This is a genomic window from Streptomyces sp. HUAS CB01 (genome assembly GCF_030406905.1).
GTDB lineage: Bacteria > Actinomycetota > Actinomycetes > Streptomycetales > Streptomycetaceae > Streptomyces > Streptomyces chengbuensis.
On record NZ_CP129137.1, the window covers coordinates 6,848,478 to 6,867,063 of the forward strand.

Genomic DNA, 18,586 nt, shown 5'->3' on the forward strand with positions numbered 1-18,586 from the left:
CAAGTGTGGTCTATGTGTGAGGGGCCGCGCGCCTAATGGGGTGAATCGTCACCCCGGCCGCGTACCGCGTCCTCCACCGCCGTCTCCCGCGACGGCAGCAACTGCCCCCCGGTGAGCCCGCCCGCCAGCAACCGCGCCGTCTCCTCCGCCAGCCCCGTCGCCCGCCGGGCCTCCGTCTGCAGCTCGTGCACGTGCCGGAACGCCTTCCCGTACCGCCGCTGCTCCTCCAGCGGCAGCAGCGGCACGCGCAGCCGGCCCGGGCTGACCGTCAGGATCGTGCTGCCCGTCGACGCGCCCGCGATGTTCTCCTCCGCGCCCAGGAACCCGGCGAGGAACCAGGCGTCCAGGCGTTTCGGGTCCGGCCGGAACAGGTGGACGTGGGGGCCGAGCAGCGCGCCCGCGTCCTCCTCGCTCGCGACCCGCGCCATCGGCCCGTCCCCGCTCGCGACCGCCCGCACGAGGACATCCCCCACGGCGATCACGGGTGTCCCGTCGCCGCGCAGCTCCGCCGGGTCTCCCGTGGGGCCCGATCCGCGCGCGATATCCGAGCCGGTGAGCACCGCGCGGGCCGCGTCCGGCCGCTCCCCGCCCACACCGCCGCCGTCCGCGCGGCCCCGCACGCCCTCCGGCAGTGTCCGCAGCAAGGTGAGCGCCCCGCCGCGCGCGAGGTCGGACGCCGTCGCCGTCCGCCACTCGCGGGCCGAGGAGCCCGCGGAGCTCCAGCCCTCCCGGCCCGCCGTCCGCGCGAGGGACTTCGCGGCGCCGACGAGACCGCGGCGCGCGGCGGCGACCCCGGCCGACAGCTCCGCCGGGTCGACCTCGGCCCGTGACGCCCGTACGAGCCGCGCCGGGGTCAGGTCCACCACGTCGTCCAGCAGGTCCACCACGCCGACCGCGTGCGCGACACCGGGTTCGCCATCGAAGGCGTCCGGGTTCTCCGTGAACGCCCGCCACGCGCCCAGGGCGTGCGCGGTGATCCCCTCCCAGTCCAGGGAGGCCGACCGGCTCCCGCCCCGCGTCCGCGGCGCCACCGCTGTTCCACCGCGCCCGGCCGCCGTCGCCGTACCCGTCGCCGCGTCCGCCGCCGTGTCCACGAACAGCACCGACTTGCGCTCCGGGCCGCCTGGTTCGGGCCGTTGCAGCACCCACACCTGGAGCCCGACGTGGAGCGGCACCGACGCGCCGACCGGCAGCGCGATCACCGCGCGCAGGGCTCCGCTGCGTACCAGCTCCGCCCGTACCCGGCGCCCCGACGCGCGGCCGGCCGTGGCGGGCGGCAGGAGCAGGGCGGCGTGGCCGCCGGGTGCCAGATGGGCGAGCGCGTGCTGCACCCACGCCAGCTCCGACTCGGCGCGCGCCGGGACGCCGTACGCCCAGCGCGGGTCGTACGCCAGCTCGTCGTGGCCCCAGTCGCGCACGCCGTACGGCGGGTTGCACAGCACCGCGTCGGCGAGCAGGTCGGGGAAGGCGTCCGCGCGCAGACTGTCGGCGGCGCGCACGGTGACCTCGGCCTCCGGTGCCGTCAGCATCAGGCTCACGGCACTGCGCAGGGCCTGCACGGGCAGGTTGTCCTGGCCGTACAGATCACGCGCTCCCCGGCGGGCGGCTGCTGCCAGCAGGGTGCCGCCGCCGCAGGCCGGGTCGAGGACGCTGGAGGGGGACCCCGGGATCAGACGGGCGAGCAGGTCCGCGAGCGGGGCGGGGGTCAGGTACGCGCCGGACGCCGCGCTGTCCTCAAGCTCCCGTTCCGCCAGCACGGCCAGCGCTGCCTGGCCGCTCTCGTCGCGTACACACGCGTACAACGCCCGCAGCGCCGGCGCGTCGCCCGTCGCGAAACGGACGGGGTCGGCGGCCGGCACGGCGTCGGCCGCGGTCGCGGCATCGCGCTGCGCGTGCGCGACGAGTTCCGCGTCCGGCAACTCCGTGGCGGCCGTCAGCTCCTCGGGTGTGCGGCCCGCGGCCGCGAGGACCAGGAGCAGGAGGCCTTCCGACGCAGCGCCGCCGCCGCTCTGCGCGCGCAGGCGGAGGGTGGTCCGCAGCTCCTCAGAGGGGGTCGCCGCCGAGGAATGGCCGCGTGAGGCGAGCCAGGCACGCACCGACTCCAGGTCGTACAGCGGGCTGCTGTCCGTGCCCCCGGACGGCGCCGGGAAGTCGTCGTGCCGGCGTCGCCAGTTGCTGACGGTGGCGCGCGTGACGCCCGCGATGCGGGAGATCTCGGCGGCTGTCACCTGGGCGGATGGTGCGGGTGGCTGCGGCATGGATGTGGTCCTGGCTCCGATGGTCGGCGTGGTTACACCGTACAGCACGAGTCAACTCCTGAAAGTTGTTGGACAGTGCTTTCACTGTCATGCTTTTATGTAATCGCTTCCGCTGGTGAGCGGCACTCTCCGGCGTGGAGCGTGTTTTCCTTGCCATAGCCATGTCCTTTGGGCGTCCAGCCCTTGTCCTGCGCCAACCCCCTCTCGGCGGAATGCCGGGAGCGTGCGGCGACTCAGGGCCGGGTGAGCCCGATCGACCACCACCCAAGGGGGAACCCATGCGCCTGACCATGCCGAGCGGCACTCCGGAAGGAATCCCGCTCACCGTCATGCCGTTCCGCGAGGACGCGGTCATCGGCACCATGTCGCTCGCGACGCTGGTACGTCTCGTGCCGTCGCCGCGTCAGGAGGAGGACCCGCGTGCCCTCAAGGCCGCGTCGGGGCACGACCGGCGGCACGCCGAGCTGCGCGCGACCGTGCAGCGGACGCTGAAGTCCCAGAAGGGCAAGAACATCCCGGCCTACGCCGAGTACATCGCCGCCGGCATCCTCGGCAAGCACGGCTCCGCCTGGTCCACGCCCCCGATCACGCTCTGGCACGCGGGCGAGATCGCCGCGATGAGCGACGAGCTCGTCCCCGACTCGGGCCTGCGGACGCTGACCGTCGCGCCGGACGCCATGGTGATCGCCGTCGACGGCGAGACCCAGACCACCGCCTGGCACGACATCTACCAGGACCCGGAATCCTTCGGCCTCACCTACACCGAGCTCAGCCGGCGGGTCCGTATCCCCTTCGAGCTCTACCTGGGGATCTCCCCGGCGGACGCGCGGCAGATCTTCTACGACCGCAACGTCAAGGGCATCGACGTCGCCAAGAACCTGGCCATGTCCATGGACCAGCGCGACCTCGCCACCCGCCTCGCCTACATCGTCGGCGAGAGGCTCGAGGTCGAGTCGAACGGTCAGCGGATGCCGTTCGGCAAGCTGGTCAACGCCGGCAAGCGGCAGCTCACCAGGACCGACAAGGAGGTCGTGACGCTGTCCGCGCTGCGGACGCTGATCGTCACCACCCTCTTCGGCACCAAGGGTGTGCAGTACTCGGCGGCCAACGTCCACGAGGGCGACCTGCCGCCCGACACCGACGCCGACGAGGTGGAGAAGGTCGTCGTACGTCTCGCGTCCCGGCTGATCGGGGGCCGCTTCCCGGACTTCGCCCGGCGCAGCGCGATCACGGCCCCGGCCGTGATGGCAGGCCTCGGCGTCCTGCTGCACCGCGCGACCCCCTGGTGCGACCGCGGCGACGCCATGAGCTACGAGACGGTCGAGCACCTTCTCGCCGACGTGCGCTGGGAGCGCGAACCCGCCTACTGGGACGGCGTCTGCGCCAGCGTCGGCTCCACCGGCCGGCTCAACTTCAGTGGCGGAGTGAAGGACTCCGCCGGCCGCGTCGCGGGCGCGCTCCTCGACCCGAACAGCGAGTGGGGCCGGAAGATCCGGGGTCTGGGGACCTGAACAGGCCTACGCCGCGGCTCCCTTGACGCCGAGACCTTCTCAGCCGACGCCCCTCTCGGGACGAGGTCCCGCCTGCGGGCACGACCCACGGCTCCCGCCTCCACGTATCCGTGGGCGTCCAGGCTGCGATGCCGGGCCCGGGGCCGGCTCGGTCCGGCCCGGCCCGGGCGCGGCGGGGCGGCTCCGCTCCCGTCAGCATGCGCGCCCTCTCCTCCCGCCATCCGTCAGTCCCCTTCCATCCACATCCATCCGAAGGAATGGCCTCATGAGCTACCCGAACGTCTGCGGCACGCCGTCCTCTCCCTCACCTTCGTCCCCGTACGCCGTCCCCGACACATGCACTGCCCTTCCCCAGCACCCGAAAGCGGCCGGTATGGCCCCGGCTATGGGGGCGTCCGGGATGGCGCCGAAGACGTCCCCCGCCTCCGCGCAGCCGTCGGCCGGGAGGAGGCCGTTGTGGCGCGGAGAGCTGTTCGCCCACGGTGCCTCAACGCTCCTCGCACTGATCACGGCGCCCCTGACCCGTCCGCGCAGGACCGTCCTCGTGGTGGCCGCGATGGCCGTGGGCTGCTCCCTGAGCGCCTGCTCCACCATCGGCGGAGCCCAGACCGGGACCGAGCCGCCGACGGCCACCGTCAGCGCCTCGCAGGACACCCAGAGCGCCCAGGACTCCGAGGACACCCAGGACGACTCCGACAGTGACACCATCACCGTCGCGCTGGACAAGACCGCCACGTGGAACAACGGCGTCCAGGCGCACCTGAGCCACTTCAGCCGCGGCACCTCCGGAGAGTACGCCTACCCGGCCGGCAAGGCGTACCTGGCCTTCTCCGTCACTGTGCAGAACGGCTCCAAGTCCCCGCTCGACCTGAGCACGGTCAGCATGTCCTGCCCCGACGGCGCGGAGGAGATCTTCGACACGGATGCGGGTTTCAAGGGCACGCCGGACACCCACCTGCTGCCGGGCAAGTCGCAGACCTGGAAGGAGGCGTGCGTGTTCGCCAAGACGGCCAAGAGCGTCCAGATCGAGATCATGCCGATCGACACCTCTGGCTCGGGCTGGTACCGCACGGCCATCTTCACCGGCCGGGTGCAGTAGCTCGGACCGCGGACGGGCCCTGCTGGGTGCCGTCGTCGTCTCCACAGGGCGGCGGCTCACGCCTTCGCCGTCATCGGGTGCACACCGATGCCGCGCCCACGGGCCCGCCCGCACCCACGCCCGATCGCCCACCATGTGCGGCCCCGCTCACCACCACCCGCGACCAGGAAGGCCACCGTGACGATGACCGTGCACACCGAGCTGATCCGTCGCTTCGCCGACGACTTCACCGCCCTGCAGGAGGCCGTCCTCGCACGCATGAACGGGATCTGCCCTCCGGAGGTCGCCGCGGCCCTGGAACACGCTTCGCTCGCCGGCCCCATCACCGTCGCTCTCGCCCACGCCGACGTCCTCGCTCGCGGGGCCGTCCGATGCGCGGAACTCTCGGCTCAGCCCCCCGAGCGGCTGCGACGGCTGCGAGCACACGCGCGCAAGGTGCGACGGGCCCGGTCGCAGGCGGAGAGCCTGTGCAAGGAGCAGCGTGCCCACCGCCTCGCCGGCCGCTCCCGGCCGGTGGACATGCTGGAGCTGAGGGTGGCGCGCACGGCGTCCCCCGCGGCCTTCGCCGAGGTCCTGCGGCAGGAACTGCGCGACAGGGGAGTGCCGGACGGCACACCGCAGGGGCCGGAGAGCGACCTCGCCCGGTGGGCCTGGGACCGGAGGACGGCACGCGAAGAGCTGCCGGCACCGGTGCGCGAGCTGCGGGACTGTGACGACGACGCCTTCGTTCAGGCCCTCCTGCGCGATGCCCGGGAGGAAGAGAACCCGTACCTCCCGCACGACGCGGTGGTCGAACGGTGGAGCCGCCATGCCCGTGCCGCGCTGGCCTGGGGTCGCTACGCGATCGGCCAGGCCGAACGGGACGTAGTCGCCCGCCCTCTCTCCGTACGGCGCGCCCGACTTGACGCACTGGACGACGCCTACCAGGACACCGCGGTTCTCGCCGCCCGCCGCCGAGAGGCCCTGCTCCGGGTCACGGAACTCCACGACCGGATGTGGGCCTGCATGACCACCGGACCTTTCGCGGAACTCATCGCACAGTGTCGCGCGGCGGCCCTGGTGCGCTTCGCCGATGCCGAGCCCGAGCTGTGGCACGGCGTGCGTGAGCTGACCGTGAGGCACCAGGCGCAGTGTCCCGAGCAGGTCGACGGCTGCCCGCAGTGCCACCGCGCTCTCGCCGCCGTCCTCGCCGACTCCCATCCTGCCGACATGGGCCAGGACGAGGACAGCGAACACCCGGCGGCAGCGCTCCCGGCTGACGGGGACCGCTATGCCGTGCTCGCCGACCTTCCCGACACCGCCGTCGTGGCCGTCGCCGACGCCGCCGTCGGTGACGAGTCCGCACTGTGCGGCTACGGCTGGGCTGCCGAGGACGGGACGACCGGATACGGCGAGTCCCTGGCCTCGAGCAGCGGTGAAGCCGAAGTCATCGGTATATGCGCGGCCGCCCTCAGCCTCCTCGAGCGCCACGAGGATGCACCCGTCGTCCTCCTGTGCGACAGCACCGAGGCAGTCGACGTAGTCGACACGGCTCTGCGCTCTGCCGACCCAGCAGCCACCCACCGCACGCTCCTCTTCCCGGAGAGCCGGCGGCTGATGGACCGCCTGCTGCGCCACCGGCACCGCGTCCAGGTCCGCTGGCTCAAGGGGCACATCGGACACGACCTCAACGAAACCGCGGACGCCTTCGCCCGTCTCGCCCTCCGCCGTGCCACCGGCCGCATCCCTTCCTCCACCGCGCGGAAGGAGGAGGCGCGGATCCTGCGCTCGCTCGGCTCCGGACCAGGCTCCCTCTCGGTGGCCGCCTGAGCCCACGGTCCGACGGCAGTGCCGAGCTTCACGGCCTCCCTCGTCTTCGTACCTTCACATTGGCTCGGGCAGCCGACACGCAGCCCACATCCGACCGTCTGCGGACAGCCCTACCACCCTGAGAACCGATCTCCCCGTACTTGGACGAAAGCGAGCGGCGCTCCTCATGGCCCATCCCCGGTGGCACCACATCCTCATGGAGTCGCAGCGTCACGCCCTCAAGGCGCTCGACGAATGGAACTGCTCCAGCGGCGACTACGGCGACTTCCTCACTCACATGCACAAGGCCTGGCACTACCTGCTCCACGCGGAATTCCACAAGGCCGAGATCGACTACCACTATCTGGACACCAAGACCGGCCGCCACCAGTTGATCGACGGCGAGCCGAAGGCCTGGGACCTCGAGAGGTGCCTGAAGGAGCGCTTTCCCAACAGCGCCGACACGGTACGCCTCAACGCCGAGCTCTTCGTCGCCCTGCGCAACAAGGTGGAGCATCGCTACGAGCACAACCTGAGGATCGCCACGGGCGGCAGGGCCCAGGCCTACGTCATCAACTACGAGCAGGAGATGACGGGCCACTTCGGCGCCGGCTACAGCCTCGCCGACCGGCTCCGCTTCCCCCTCTCCGTCCAGGCCCTGACCGCGGAGGGGTACGAGGAGATGCGGAAGGCCGCCAGGGGGCTGCCCAGGAAGACCCGTGACCTGGTGGCCAGATACGAGGCGGGTATCGATCCGTCAGTCCTCAACGACCCCGGGTACGACTACCGCGTACGGCTGGTGCCCATCACCGGCTCCAAGACGGACGCCGACCTGGCCGTCAACTTCGTCAAGCTCGACGACCTGAGCGAGGACGAGCGACGCACCATGGTCGAGGCGGGGCGGGATGGTTCCGTCATCACCAGGGACCGCCGTGTCGAGGTGGCGGACCTGAACAGGATGCGCCCGGCGCAGGTCGCTGCCCGGGTCGAGGAGCAGCTGCCGTTCCGGTTCAGCGTGTACGTGGACCACGTGGTGATGTGGAAGCGGCTGAGAGTCCGTCCGGTCAAGGGTTCCGGCGACCCGTACGTCACCGACGCGAGGTACTGCACATACAACGAGGCCTTCAACGAGTACGTCTACACCCAGGCATGGATCAGGAAGATCGTGAGGGAGATCGGGACGGTCGAGAAGTACCGCGCGTTCTTCGGTAGGGAGCCGCGCATGAAGACGGGGATCGACGCGTCGAATCGGGCGGCTGCCTGAGGCGCCGCGTGCTGCCCTGGGGGACGGCAACGGTCATCGCGGTGCAGGCCGCCAATAGGACGGGCGAATCACCCTCGGTGAAGCCCTGGCTACGGCTTCCGGGGTGATGGTGCGAGCGCTGCAATGGGCGTATGCGGAACCGGTCGGGGAGGGGTGCGACGTCTCCGTCCGTTGCGCGCCGTCAGGTTGCGCCGGCAGCTACAGCCCAGGACTGCGGCCCAGAAGACGTTCGGTAGTGACCCGTCGTCAGTGGCGGGTTTAGGGTGAAGCGGAAGACAGTTCCATGCCGGGGATTTGACGAATAGGGCATTGGAACCTCTCTTGTGGGGACAGAGTGGATCATTCTTATCAGGCGTGGCAGGAAGTGCTGGCCGAAGAGTTCTTCGGAGGGCAGCACGCCGGCCATCCGACGCTGTTCTACGTCGACGACGACGTGGAGCAGGAGCTCAGGCATGGATACGGCATAGACGAGCCCCTCGCCCGGTGCGTGGGCAGGTTCCTGCGGCTGGGAACCGCGGAACCGTACGGCGCGCTGGAGGACTACCGCTGGCGCAAGCGGCAGCAGGACAAGGACGGCGTGCCCGCCTTCCTGCCGCTGCTGGCATGCTCGGTGATGGCCGCGTCGCGGATGGTGAACGATCGGAACCACCGTGCCACCGCCTACCACACCCGCTTCTCCGAGCTGTTGACCGGCGACGAGAGGCAACTGGGCAGCCACCACTACGAGCCCATATCCCGAATGTGGCAGGTGCTGGCCTCCTGGCAGCACAGCCAGCGGGGCGCGCGTGGCCTCTGCACCGTTCCTGCCCCCGCAGACCTGCCCTCCAACCGCAGCATGATCGGGTTCGCCCAGTCCCAGGCGCTCCTCAGCGGCGCTGACCGGTCCTTCATACCGAAGTTCTTCCGGTCGTTGCGGGAGCACGGTACGACCTGGCCGTTGCCGGGGGAGACGCTGCTGGCCCAGATCGAGATCCGGGGCATGGAGCAGCACTTCTCCAAGGGCTTCCGCAACGCTCTTCAGGAGGAGGAGTTCCGCCCCCTCCTCGCCAGGCTGATCGGCAACTACGCCGCCTCCTGGGACGGTTCGGACGAACTGGTGCCCACCGGTGTCACCCGAGCCGAACTCCTGGTGCGGCTGGACGCGGGGCGTCTCAGCTGGGTGGCGCGTGTGCGGTCCGCGGAACAGAAGGAGCGCATCAAGCTCAAGAACGGCGTCGTCCTCGAGCAGCTTGGCGACACCGCCTACTACGAAGTGACGGGCCTGCCCTCCCCGAGCGCGAACACCCTCGCGACGGGCATCCGCCGCGACGGGGACAACCTGGTGCTCAGCCGCCCCTCCTGCTCCGCCCTGGTGCTCGCACGGGACGACGTGCTCGGCGTCTGGGCCGGCACCGACGGCTTCCGCCCGGGAGAGGCACACGTGGTGCTCGCCGCCCCGACCGCGCAGCGGGACCTGCAGCGGCTGCTGGACAGGGCCGCGACCACGGGCCGGAGCGCCGACACCGGCAAGCTGGCCTGGGTGCCTCAGGGCTGGTCCCTGCACAAGCCGGTCACCTTCGACAACGCGGTCACCCTGCGCCGGGCGCTCCAGGAGGTCCAGGGCGCGGTCGGCCTCCTGCACCCCCCGGCCCAGTTCAAGCTCCGCCTGGAGGGCGGACTGAAGCTCGCGCCGTCGCTCGATCCCCACTTGTACCTGCGAGGAGGCGAGCCCCAGGTGGTCCTCCCGGACGTCACGGAGGGCACGGGCACCACCCTCCTGGTCGACGGGAAGGAGCGGCCCGAGCTCAGGAAGGCGGTCGCCGCGGGCCGTCCCGTCCCTCTGGCCGTGCTCCGGCTGGAGCCTGGCCGCCACACGGTGAGCTGTGCAGGCGCCGAGATCGGCTTCGCCACCGCGGAACAGGCCGTCGTCGAGCCGAAGACGACCAAGGTCTGCGGCTTCACCGTCGTGGACGGCAAGGCCTCGGAATCGCCCTCCCTCCTCACCGAGCAGACCCTGCCGACCGGCATCACCGGCGCCGACTGCACGGGCACCACGGCCCGGGCAGCGGCAGCCGCCATGGAGCTGTGCCGTCGGGACGCGGAGGAGCTGCTGTTCGCGGCGGCCGACGGACGGCTGTGGACGTTGGAGGCGCCGGACCAGCCGGACTGGTGGACGGAGCGTCTCCCTGACACTCCCGCCCCGCTCCGCTTCGAGGCCGACTTCCACGGCATCGGCGGCTGGCTCCTGGAGCGCCGGAGCGGACGCTGGAAGGGCCGCCCGGTGAACCCCGGAACGCCGAAGCCGAGGAGTGCCGGCAACCCGCGGGCATGGGCCCGTGCCGTCCTCAACGCCCAGCAGGCGTCCGTCGAGTCCTCGTGGGCCGCGTACGTGCAGGCAGCGAAGGAGCTGGACCGATGACGGGACCGATGAGCAGCACCGAGTTCGGTGGGATCCTCCTGCGCTGGCTGAGCGAGAGCCGCAGCGGCACGGCGTCCGCACTGCGCGACGGGGTCCGCAGCCAGGCCCAGGCGTGGGGCCTGGAGCTGAAGGAGTACGCCGACTGGGACTGGATGCGCAAGGCCGCCGCCCTCGGCTTCATCGACGTGGACCTGCGCGCCGACCGCTGGTCGGTGGCCCCGCCGGTGCTGACCAGGCTGCCCCACGCCGACGGCCTCGCTGTGCTGACCGGCGCGCGCACCGCCCAGACCAGCAGGCGCGTCGACGAGGCAGCACAGGAGTGGATGGAGCTGGTCACCGTCCCCCACCGACCGGAGGCCGGTGAGGCGCGGCTGCCCGACACCCTCCTGTTCCAGTACGAGGACTTGCGGACCCTGCAGGCAGCCGCGGAGTTCCTCGGGGCAAGCTACGTGCCCTGCGCCGCCCTGCAGTTGACGGCGCTGCTTCCGCAGGCGGCGCCGGGCCCCGAGTCCGCACCGCCCGGTGGGAGCACCGCCAACACGCTGGAGAAGTACGAGTTGCGCCTCCAGCGGTTCGTCCCCGCGGAGAGGGACGACGAGGACGGCCTTTACCGGTGGCGCGGAGCCGACTACGCGCGCCTGACCCGCGTCCGCCGCAACGGTGTCTTCCACGCGGTGGAACGCGAGACGGGTATCTATCTGGAACTCGCCCGCCACCGCACCGGCGCGATGCGCTGGCGGCCGGAATCCGGCAAGGGCCGTGCCGGCATCGGTCGACTCTTCGTCGACCGGTATGCGCCACTGCCCGCCGTGCACGAGCGCGCGGCCGTCCTGTGCAGCGGCTTCCCGCCCTCGGTGGGCAAGCAGGCACAGACCCGTGCGTACGACAACGTGCCGAGGGCGGTCGCCGAGGCGATCGCGGCCTCGCTACGGCAGAACCTGGAGATCATGCCTCGACAGGTAGGCGCCACCGGCGGGAGGACCAAGTGAGCGTCGAACAGCAGACAGCGACGGTGACGAACACCGATGTCCAGGACGTCATGGGCACGTTCGACGACCTGCGCAGCGCGCTCTTCCGCTACTACGACACCCCGTTCGGCGTCGATGACCGTTCCGTCATGGAGGAACGGCGCAACCTCCTGGACCGGGACAACGGAGCCTGGCGTGACCCGCTGATCGAACTGCGGCCGCAGTACGCCTCCCGGGGCGTCGGCATCGCGGACTCCTTCGCCGAAGCAGGGGCGCACCCGGAGGCGGCCGAGTTCGCCCGGTTCACCCTCCCCGACGGTGTGACCAGCCTCTACCAGCATCAGCACGACGCCCTGGTCGCCGCCTGTTCGGGCCAGGACTTCGTGGTCACCGCAGGCACCGGATCCGGCAAGACGGAGTCCTTCCTGCTGCCGGTCCTCGCCGACCTGGTCGCCGAGTCCGCCCACTGGCAGGGCACCCGTGCGACGCAGCGGGAGTGGTGGCAGGGGGACGGCAACCACGTGCCCAGCCGACAGGGCGAGCACGGACATCCCGCAGCCATGCGTGTGCTGGTTCTCTACCCCACCAACGCCCTCGCCGACGACCAGCTGGTCCGGCTCCGGAAGTCGCTGGACAGCCGAGAGGCCCACGAGTGGCTGGACCAGAAGCGCAACGGACACCGCTTCTACTTCGGCCGGTACACCGGAGCCACTCCTGTCTCCGGCAGCCGCGATTCCGAGCCAGCGAACCTCCGTCTCCGTCAGTACCTGCGGGAGGTCCAGGAGCGGCAGCGCAAGGCCGACGAAAGGCTCGACGAGGGGCTGCGGCCCTTCATCCCGCGCCTCGGCGGAGCGGAGATGCACGCCCGCTGGGACATGCAGGCCGCACCGCCGGACATCATGGTCACCAACTACTCGATGCTGAACATCATGCTGCTCCGCAAGCGGGAGGAGCACATCTTCCGCGCCACGAGGAAGTGGCTGGACGAGACCCCGGACGCCCGCGTCACCCTGATCCTGGACGAGCTCCACATGTACCGCGGCACTGCTGGCACCGAGGTGGCCTACCTTCTGCGCAACCTCCGCCACCGTCTCGGCCTCGACAAGAGCCCCGAAAAGCTGCGTGTGCTCGCCGCCTCCGCCTCCCTGGAGGCCGGGCGGGACGACGAGTTCCTCGACGGATTCTTCGCCCTGCCCGGATCCCGGCGCGTGATCATCCCTGGAAGGTCGAAAGAGATCCACGGCGAGGGCGACCTGGCCGCGCACACCGAACGCCTCGCGCATGCCGCGAAGGCCCCCCTCACCCAGGACCAAGCCCTCGCCCTGGCCCGGGAGACCGGCCTCGGCCCAGCGGTCCAGCGCGCACTCACTCCAGGCGGCAAGCCTCGTGCTCTGCCCGCCCCCGAACTCGCGAAGAACCTCTTCCCGGACATCCCCGAGGAACCGCGCCAGGACGCTCTCCACGGGGTGCTGCGCATACTCGGCTCCGCACAGGACCCCGAACTTCCCCAGCTCCGCGCGCACTTCTTCTTCCGGAACATCGAGGGCATCTGGGCCTGCACCGACCCGAACTGCCCGCAGATTCCCGTGGAGCACGGCCCGGAACGGCGGGTCGGCCGGCTTTTCGCCGAACCCACCTCCCGATGCACCTGCGGTGCCCGCGTACTGGAACTTCTCTCCTGCCAGGCCTGCGGCGACCTCATGCTCGGCGGGTACGCGAGCCCCAAGGACACCCAGCGGCGCAAGTTCACCGGTGCCCTCCACACCGACTTCCCGGATTTGGACCTGCTCCCCGACGAGGCCAGTGGGGCACCCACCGCGGCGAACTACGTCGTGTACTGGCCGCGTACGAAGGGCCTCGGCCTCGACGACCCCGGCTGGCACGCGGGCCTGTCCGACGGCGGGCCGCAGGTCGAGTTCGAGTTCCGCCGCAGCGCCTACCAGCCCGCCACCGGCCGCCTGGAGAACCGGGACGTCCAGCACACCGGATGGTCGTTCCACATCTCCGTACCCCCGGACAAGGAAGGCAAGAAGCCGGCCCACGACCCGGGCCGCCTGCAGGCATTCCCCACCCGTTGCCCCGCCTGCGGCGACGACTGGGAGATCAAGTACGACCGGGACGGCCGTTTCATCCCGCTGGAGTCTCCCGACCGGCTGCGCAACGCGCCGGTCCGGCGAATGCGCACCGGCTTCTACAAGATCAACCAGGTGCTGGTGACCGAAGCCCTCGGCCACCTCCCGGACGGCAAGCGCAAGGCGATCGCCTTCTCCGACAGCCGTGACGACGCCTCCGAGCTCGCCAGCGGCCTCGCTCTGCGCCACTACCAGGACCTTCTCCGCCTGCTCAGCGCCCAGGCCGTCGAGAACCAGGGCGATCCGTTCGGAGACCTTCGGCTGGTGAAGGCCCACTACGCCGGGGCGCCGGTCGATCGTGAAGCCGCCCGTGGCGCCATGGAACGGCTGCGGGACCGCGATCCGGCGGACTGGGGGCGCCTCAAGGCGATCCTCGCCGACGACCTCGACGCGGAACCGGAACTCCTGCCCGACCTGGAGCGGAAGTTCTCCGCACTGCCCTCCCTGGACGACCTGGCCTCCGACCTCGAGGGCATGCTGCTCAAGTACGGCACCAACCCCGCCGGTCCCGCGGCCTCGCTCCAGCAGACCTCGGCCGAACAGCCCTGGACCGCGCTCTACAACTGGGAGCGGGACCGGGAAGCGGTGGTGGAGACCCCGGCACAGGAGGAACTCCTCAACCGCCTCCGCTCCCGTCTCCGCCTGGAGGCCATCGGAAGCCTCTTCTCCGGCGGCGGCCGTGACTTCGAATCGCTCGGACTCGGTTGGCTCTGCCTGCGTGACGATCGCTCGCCTGTAGAGATCGGCCGGGACAGCGATCAGGCCGTGGCGCGTGCCAGTCTGCGGATACTCGGCCTGATGCGGCGCTTCACCCGGATACGTGCCTCTCTGCAGAGGCCGCCTGCGCCTCTGAAGCGTTTCTGGAAGCAGGTCGCCGAACGCCAGGGTTCCGATGTGCAGACGGTCGAGGACCGGGTGCTCGGCGTCTGGAAGGACGCCGTGGTCGACTACGTCATCAAGCCGGAGAAGGTGGCGCTCCGCTCCGGCGAGAACAAGACCTGGACATGCCCCTCCTGCCACCGGCCGCACCTTCACCCGGGCGCGGGAGTGTGCACCAAGTGCCTGACCCCGCTGCCTGTCCTGCCCCAGCAGTACAGCGGAGTCCTCGAGGACGACTACTACGCCTGGAAGGCCGCGCACCGCACCGGTGACTTCCCCCTGCGCACGGCAGAGCTGACCGGTCAGACGGACCGGCTGGAGGCCCAGCGCCGGCAGAGCCTCTTCCAGGACGTCTTCCTCGGCGACAAGGACGTTCCGCGGGCGGACGGCCTGGAACTGCTCTCCGTGACCACGACCATGGAGGCCGGTGTCGACATCGGCCCGCTCAACACCGTGATCATGGCCAACATGCCGCCCACCCGCTTCAACTACCAGCAGAGGGTGGGGCGTGCGGGCCGACGCAACAGCCCGGTCGCCCTGGCCCTCACCGTCTGCCGCGGCCGAAGTCACGACGAGCATTACTTCGCCCGCCCGGAAGCCATCACCAACGATCCGACTCCACCGCCCTACCTGGTACTCGACATGGTCTCCGTCTTCCGGCGGGTCCTGCTGGGAGAGGTCCTGCGCCAGGCCTTCGAGCCCCTGCAGCCGGCGGAGCGCCGGAAGGGGCCGGACATGACGACCAACGTGCACGGACAGTTCGGTCTCGCCGCCGACTGGCCGATGCATCGCGGTGCCGTCCGCCGCTGGATCGCCGAGCGCCCGGACCGCATCAGAGCCGCTGCCGCCGCCCTCCAGGCCGGATCACCGGCGAGCGTCGCCGCCGTGAATCCGGTGGCCGCCATCGACGAACTCCTCGACCAGGTCGACGAGGTGGCAGCCCGGACGGTCGGCCACTCCGACCTCAGTCAGCGTCTGGCCGAGGCGGGCCTCCTGCCCATGTTCGGCTTCCCGACCCGCTCCCGTCTCCTCTACCGGAGCATCCCGCAGAAGACCTTCCCCTGGCCGCCGGCCGACTCCGTCAACCGGGACCTGGCCGTCGCCCTCAGCAAGTTCGCACCGGGCAGCGAAACCCCGCAGGACGGCCGTCTGCTCCGCTCCAGGGGAGTGGTCTCCCTCGTCCCGAGCGGGCGCGGAGTACAGGCCGCCGAGGACCCGTTCGGGCCGGAACAACTGGTAGCCATGTGCCGGATCTGCTCCCACGTGGACCCGCAGGCCGTTGTCGACCCGGATACCGGGAGCGCCGGTACCTGCCCCGCCTGCGGAGCGGAGAGCAAGTACTACAAGGCCGTCCCCTTCCGTGAGCCCGCAGGTTTTCGGGCCGCCCGTGAAGCACGGGACTACGACGGCTACCGGGAGCTCGGCTCCAACGCCACCAGCGCACGGACCGCCACCGACCTGGAGAACACCGCCCCGCGCGTCCACCGCGCCGCCGACGACTGGATGGTCGTCCACACCGGAAGCGGCGACCGCTACATCGTCAACACCAATGCCGGAAAGCTCTTCCGGTTCGCAAAGAACGCCGGTCCATGGGGCGGATACGTCGCGCTGGACCACCCCAAGGCGGAAGCCGACCTGGAGACCGCCCTCGGCGCCACCCAGCACACCGACATGCTCTTCATCGGGGCCAAGGGCGCCCTCGACACGAGCCGGGGCCTCCGCTTCGACATCTCGAAGTCCCAGCAGATCGACGGCTTCCCCGAGGCCTACCACGGCCGGCGCGCCGCCTGGTACTCGCTGGCGGCCCTGCTGCGCCGCGCCGCCGCCCCGCACCTGGACGTGCAGCCGGAGGAACTCCTCAGCGGCATCCACGGCTCGGACGCCCCGGTGGCCGCTCCCGTCATGGCCTACCTGGCGGACAGCCTCGACAACGGCGCAGGCTTCAGCACCTACCTCGGTTCGGAGGAACACATCGAGGAGTTCCTCCAGGCGGTGGACCGGTACGTGCACGACCTGGAGGCCGGACATCATGCGCAGAACTGCCGCAGCTCCTGCTACACCTGCCTGCGCGACTACTCCAACATGCGCCTCCACCCGCTGTACGACTGGCGGCTCGCCCGCGACCTGACCGACGCCCTGCGGGGTCGGAAACTGCAGATCGACCCGGACGAGCACGCCGTCTTGCTGAAGGGCTGGGCGAACGAGGAGCCCAACGTCAGCCTCAAGGAGACCGCCTCCGGCCCCGTGGCGCTCTTCACGTCGGACTTCACCGGTGAGCCCGTCGCGATCGCCGTCAAGCATCCGCTGGAGTCCGCAGACGAGAAGTGCGGGAATGAACGGCTCCAGGCCCTGCGCAACGAGGTCCGTGCCGGAGGCCTCGCCACCAGGATCGCCTTCGCCGACTCCTACAGCCTGGACCGGACTCCTGCCGCGGTGATCGAGCAGGTGCACATCTTCGCGGAGGAGCTCTGATGACGACAGGAAACCCGCTGGGAGCGGGCCACGACGAGCAGGCCCGACGGGAGGTGCTGCGGCAGCGCGAGATCGCCCGCCGCCTCGCCCTCCGTCAGGCCCGCGCCCAGGGCCGGATCGTCGGAGAAGCACCGGAGGTTGCGGAAGGAGCCGGCAGCCCCGCTGCGGTCGTTCCGCCGCAGCAGCAGCCGGAACCTGCCATGCCCCAGCCGGTCCCCGACGGATTCGCCGACCGGGAGGCCTGGGAGCGCGCCCGCTCCTTCGCGGAACTCATGCTGCCCGACGCGTTGAAGGCGGAGGCCGGAACCTCCTCAGCACAGAAGTTGGCCAGGGCAGCGGCCGATGCGGCGTCCCGGCAGGACGACCCGGTCGAGGGCGTCTCCCTGCTCGTCACGGCACAGAACCACGGGCTGGACGTCTTCCACGGCCGGCTCAACGACCGCGCCCGCGCCCTGCTGGAGGACAAGCCACTGCCGCTCCTGGGGGAGCCGGGCAGCATGTGGCAGATCTACCAGGACGATCGTCGCCTGATGGTGACCAATCTCCCGGCCCCTCGGCAGAGGGCGCTCCTGGCGAAACTTCCGCGGGCGCTCCTCGACGACTACATCGACGAGGAGTGGATCGGCGCGGTCCCCGAGCGCGACGGCACCTCCCGTGCTGCGTACTTCCGCGCCCGCCTGGACCCGACGTCTCTCACCGATGAGGAGATGGACCTGTTGGCCTGGCCCCTGGAACGGGAGCGACGCGAGGCAGGCCCGGGAACGGCACCCGGCCCTGACTGGCCGCAGGACTGGCGCCTGCTGGTGAGGCTGCAGGCCAACGACGCCAAGGCCGTTGCCGAGGAGTGGACCGACCTCCTGCCGCCGACGCAGAAGCTCCTCGACGCTCTCCGCGAAGTGCGGCGGACCGGAGAGGTCCCGGACGACCTCGTCGCCGACGAGCTGCTGTGGGTTCTCCTGGAGCGGATCCACCCCCGCGTGCGCAGCGTGAGCAACACGCAGTTCAACGGCTGGATCGGCGTCAGGACCCTGATCAGGGCTGTGCGGCAGATGCACCGTGCCCTCCTCCTTGGAGACGACGAGGCGGCGGAACAGCGGAGGAAGGCGGCGCTCACGATGGCCGCAAGGCTCCGGCACCACTCGCAGCCGGTGCGCTGGGAGGCCCAGAACATTCAGGCCTACCTGCGCGCCGGCCATGAGATGAAGGAGAGCCTCAGACTCCTGGAGCAGGACGCGGAAGGCCGTCCCCCCGTGCGGGACCAGCTCGGCGGAGGCGCCGTGGCCACGTTGCGGAAGAATCGGAGCTTTCTGGAAGGCCGGCCCCTCGGAGAACGCGACCAGCCGCGCAACCCTTATCTGACGCTCGGCGTGCCCGACGGAGCGGACGACTGGAAGAAGGCCTGGCGCGCCCTGAGGAAGGAACTCGACGACAGCGGCCGTGTCCGGATCAACAGCGCCAAGGACATGATCGAGAAGGCCGAGCGGGAGCAGCAGGAAGTACCCCGGTTCGCCGTCCCGCTCGCCCCGCATCGCTGGAAGGACTCCACCGGCACCAGCCACCGGCTGGAACTCCCGCCCGAGCCTCTGCAGAGGCTCACCGTGCCGCCCACGGACAGCGACCGCGAGTGGTCTCGTACCGAGGCGGCCCGAGAAATAATCACCACGGCGACAGAACGCCTTTCCCCGGCTGCTGAAGACCCCGCGGCCCTTGAAGACCCAGAGAGCAGCACATCGTGAGGAACAGAGCCGGTAAAGGCGACAATGGTGCTGGCCCCCGTGACGGATCCCGGCCGCGCCCGGGACGTGGGCCGAACAGCG

General features: G+C 70.8%; 9 protein-coding genes. 8 read left to right on the top strand and 1 reads right to left on the bottom strand.

The window, feature by feature from the left end; translation table 11 throughout:
- Positions 1–32: 32 nt before the first annotated feature.
- On the bottom strand, positions 33–2,258 hold the full coding sequence (locus QRN89_RS29970) for an N-6 DNA methylase (protein ID WP_290353916.1): 2,226 nt from the start codon (positions 2,256–2,258) through the stop codon (positions 33–35).
- 278 nt (positions 2,259–2,536) lie between these two features.
- Between QRN89_RS29970 and QRN89_RS29975 the strand changes: the two genes are divergently transcribed.
- From QRN89_RS29975 to QRN89_RS30010, 8 genes are all read left to right on the top strand, one after another.
- Positions 2,537–3,769, top strand: a complete 1,233-nt coding sequence (locus QRN89_RS29975; protein ID WP_290352544.1) for a DNA sulfur modification protein DndB — start codon at positions 2,537–2,539, stop codon at positions 3,767–3,769.
- Positions 3,770–4,169: 400 nt separating this feature from the next.
- The gene (locus tag QRN89_RS29980; RefSeq protein ID WP_290352545.1) at positions 4,170–4,868 is read left to right on the top strand and encodes a DUF4352 domain-containing protein; all 699 of its coding nucleotides are present in this window, start codon (positions 4,170–4,172) and stop codon (positions 4,866–4,868) included.
- Positions 4,869–5,051: 183 nt separating this feature from the next.
- Complete coding sequence (locus QRN89_RS29985; RefSeq protein ID WP_290353917.1) at positions 5,052–6,677, top strand: RNase H family protein; 1,626 nt, start codon at positions 5,052–5,054, stop codon at positions 6,675–6,677.
- A 196-nt stretch (positions 6,678–6,873) separates the two neighbouring features.
- Positions 6,874–7,920, top strand: coding sequence for a DUF3644 domain-containing protein (locus tag QRN89_RS29990; RefSeq protein WP_290352546.1), 1,047 nt, complete (start codon positions 6,874–6,876; stop codon positions 7,918–7,920).
- A 334-nt stretch (positions 7,921–8,254) separates the two neighbouring features.
- Positions 8,255–10,318: a hypothetical protein gene (locus tag QRN89_RS29995; RefSeq protein WP_290352547.1), complete on the top strand. Its 2,064-nt coding sequence runs from the start codon at positions 8,255–8,257 to the stop codon at positions 10,316–10,318.
- Positions 10,315–11,307: a hypothetical protein gene (locus tag QRN89_RS30000; RefSeq protein WP_290352548.1), complete on the top strand. Its 993-nt coding sequence runs from the start codon at positions 10,315–10,317 to the stop codon at positions 11,305–11,307. Before QRN89_RS29995 ends, QRN89_RS30000 begins: the two co-directional genes overlap by 4 nt.
- Positions 11,304–16,769, top strand: coding sequence for a DEAD/DEAH box helicase (locus QRN89_RS30005; RefSeq protein WP_290352549.1), 5,466 nt, complete (start codon positions 11,304–11,306; stop codon positions 16,767–16,769). The genes QRN89_RS30000 and QRN89_RS30005 overlap by 4 nt, the downstream gene beginning before the upstream one ends.
- On the top strand, positions 16,769–18,505 hold the full coding sequence (locus QRN89_RS30010) for a hypothetical protein (protein ID WP_290352550.1): 1,737 nt from the start codon (positions 16,769–16,771) through the stop codon (positions 18,503–18,505). The genes QRN89_RS30005 and QRN89_RS30010 overlap by 1 nt, the downstream gene beginning before the upstream one ends.
- Positions 18,506–18,586 lie beyond the last annotated feature (81 nt).